The organism is Armatimonas sp., from assembly GCF_043760365.1.
Lineage (GTDB): Bacteria > Armatimonadota > Armatimonadia > Armatimonadales > Armatimonadaceae > Armatimonas.
In genome coordinates, this window is record NZ_JAYUPA010000014.1 from 1 (window position 1) to 2,484 (window position 2,484).

3 protein-coding genes are annotated in these 2,484 nt (G+C 56.6%); 2 read left to right on the forward strand and 1 reads right to left on the reverse strand.

Annotated elements, in window-relative coordinates:
* The first annotated feature begins 169 nt into the window (after positions 1-169).
* Both ACH2EH_RS00375 and ACH2EH_RS00380 read left to right on the forward strand, forming a co-directional pair.
* Complete coding sequence (locus ACH2EH_RS00375) at positions 170-1,360, forward strand: PQQ-binding-like beta-propeller repeat protein (protein ID WP_395137705.1); 1,191 nt, start codon at positions 170-172, stop codon at positions 1,358-1,360.
* 377 nt (positions 1,361-1,737) lie between these two features.
* Positions 1,738-1,989: a hypothetical protein gene (locus ACH2EH_RS00380; protein WP_309689567.1), complete on the forward strand. Its 252-nt coding sequence runs from the start codon at positions 1,738-1,740 to the stop codon at positions 1,987-1,989.
* A 315-nt stretch (positions 1,990-2,304) separates the two neighbouring features.
* On the opposite strand, the gene ACH2EH_RS00385 is transcribed toward ACH2EH_RS00380, so the two are convergent.
* On the reverse strand, positions 2,305-2,484 hold a 180-nt coding region (locus ACH2EH_RS00385), incomplete at its 5' end, for a LuxR C-terminal-related transcriptional regulator (RefSeq protein ID WP_395137707.1).

The window sequence follows — 2,484 nt, forward strand, 5'->3', positions numbered from 1 at the left end:
TCGGGCTCAACTGGGTGGAATACTGCCTCAACAAAGGTATCCCTCTGAGAATGCGTCTAGTTCACACAAAAGGGGCGACAAAATGTGTCGGGTAGTGAATCGTTGGATACGATAAATATCAAGAGCTACCTTGCCTTTAGGTGAGTGGGCTAGAGAAGAGGTTTTACTTATGAGCAACTGGCCACAGTGGCGGGGACCACAGCGCAATGGAATCGCCGAGGGGACAAAGCTCCCAGCAAGCTGGCCAGCGGCCCTCCCTAAACCGAAGTGGCGCGTGCCGCTTGGGATTGGGTACTCATCGCCGGTGATCGCCGACGGTACGGTCTTTATTCAGAGCCGCGACACAAAAGTCAGCCAGGAGGTCTGCCACGCTATTGACGATAAAACCGGTAAGACACTCTGGACACACGCCTATCTTTCGACGTTCGCGCCACCCGATCCCACAGCAGGCAAAGGCCCCAACTCTACCCCTACAGTAGATCGCGGACAGGTCTACATGCTCGGTCTCGGCGGGATGCTCCACTGCTTTGCGGCCCGCACCGGAAAAATTATCTGGAAGCACGACCTGGCAAAAGAGTTCTGGGGCGTCGAGCTCGAGCCTATTGGGGATAAGTGGTTCCCGGTCTGCGGCGCGACAAGTTCTGCGCTGGCAGTTGGAGAGGAAGTCATCTTGTCAGTGGGCGGGAAAAAAGCGGGATCGATTGCTGCCTTTGACCGTACGACGGGCAAGCTGCTCTGGAAAGCTCTCGACGACCGCTCCAGCTATGCCTCACCGGTTCTGGGTGAGGTGGCTGGCACGCAACAGCTTGTGGCGTTCACGGGAAAGCGAATGGTCGGGCTCCACCCCAAAACCCATGCCCTCCTCTGGGAATACCCCGTTACCTGCCTCTACGAGCAGACAATTGTAACGCCACTGCTCTGGCGTAACCGAGTGCTGATCTCGCATGAGGCAAAACCGATTGTTGCCTTGGAACTGGGAGCGGGGGGCCAGAAAGTCGCCTGGCAGAGTGCGGAGCTAAGCCCGTATCTCGCCACACCGGTGATTGTCAAAGATCATGTAATCGGGCTGGATGCCCGCTCGCGTCGCATTGTCTGCATTGACTGCGAGAGTGGAAAAACGATCTGGAGCAGCCCCAATCGGATGGGGAAAAACTTTGCCTCTCTTGTGGTGGCCGGTGAGAGCATTTTAGTGCTCAGCGATCTTGGTGAGCTCTACGTCATCGCCGCGAACCCAAGCGCGTTCAAGCTGCTCAAGACCTATAAAGTGGCGGAACCCGGCACGATCTGGTCTCAGCTCGCCGTCGTGGAGAACCGCCTCTACATCCGTGATCAGACTGGCTTAAGCTGCTACGCGGTGTAGCGGCTTAAGCCGGTCGGTCACGCTCGGGTGGGACGGAACAGGCATCCGCTACCCACGCACTGATATCGCTTAACCCAAAGAGTCACGGGGAGGCAATGAGAGTGGTTATCAGCTCAATATTGATGACACAGTAGTGTGGGAAGGCAAGTGCTTCTTGATAATCAAGCTGGATAGGCCAAGGCATACCAAACTCAACTCTATTGTATCTAAGTAGACTATGGTATACTGATTTTGTTGTGCAACTAAGAGTGCAAAGAGTTTGTTTGTCACAAAAACATAAACGGCAGGTTGTTTCCTGGCCGTTTTTTTATGCGAGAGCAGTGGTTTGTGAAAAGTTTCGCAAAGGCACTTAGAGTGTGCTGGTAAGGAGTTGAAAAATGAAATCCCCTGTAATGGGCGGCGGACGCCGCGAGTTAACCGTCACTTGCCCTAATTGTAGCTTTACTTGTATGTTGCCCCCCTCTGCCATTATGCGCAATCAGTTTTTCTGCTCCGGATGTGGCAAGCCGCTGGACTTGAAGCAGCTTCTGCGGGCGATGGCAGGTGATGGCCCCAGTGTTGGGCTCGGCGCACGCAACGACCGTGAGAGCCGCTACAAGAGCGCCCGCAAAGCCGCAGGTCGCCGCTAACCTTTTCGATACCGTGGTACAATTTCGGTATCGCAATCCGCAAAGACATCTGGCAGGGAACGGCTTGCCGTCGGTGTGGGCTCACGTTTGACGCGCTCTGCGCGGAGGGGCTTCTCGGCTGTGCTCACTGCTATGTCACCTTCCGTAGCCTCATCGAAGCTGCCATTCCCGAGCTGCACGGAGTGATTGTCCCCCGTGCCTGGGCCACGCGCCGCGCCATTCCTCTTGGTGCTGAAGTTGAAAACACAGTGGGCGAGGAGCCCGAAAGCTCCTCGCCCACTGTGTCTTCTCCCTCTCCTCTGTCTCGCCGACCCACTAGTCCACAGCGCACGCGCTCTGGGTGACGTCGGCGTAGGCCTGCCGGATTCCACGGACGTGGTAGGCGACGTTGGCCGATGTGCAGCCCAGCGTGTCGCCGATCTGCCGCCAGGTGTGCCCATCCAGCAATCCCCTTAGGATCGCTCGCTGACGCGTGCTGAGGCGTGTCTCCAGGAT

Excerpts from the sequence above, each read along its gene's own strand:
- ACH2EH_RS00375 (WP_395137705.1), top strand. The coding sequence starts at position 170 with ATGAGCAACTGGCCACAGTGGCGGGGACCACAGCGCAATGGAATCGCC.
- ACH2EH_RS00380 (WP_309689567.1), top strand. The coding sequence starts at position 1,738 with ATGAAATCCCCTGTAATGGGCGGCGGACGCCGCGAGTTAACCGTCACT.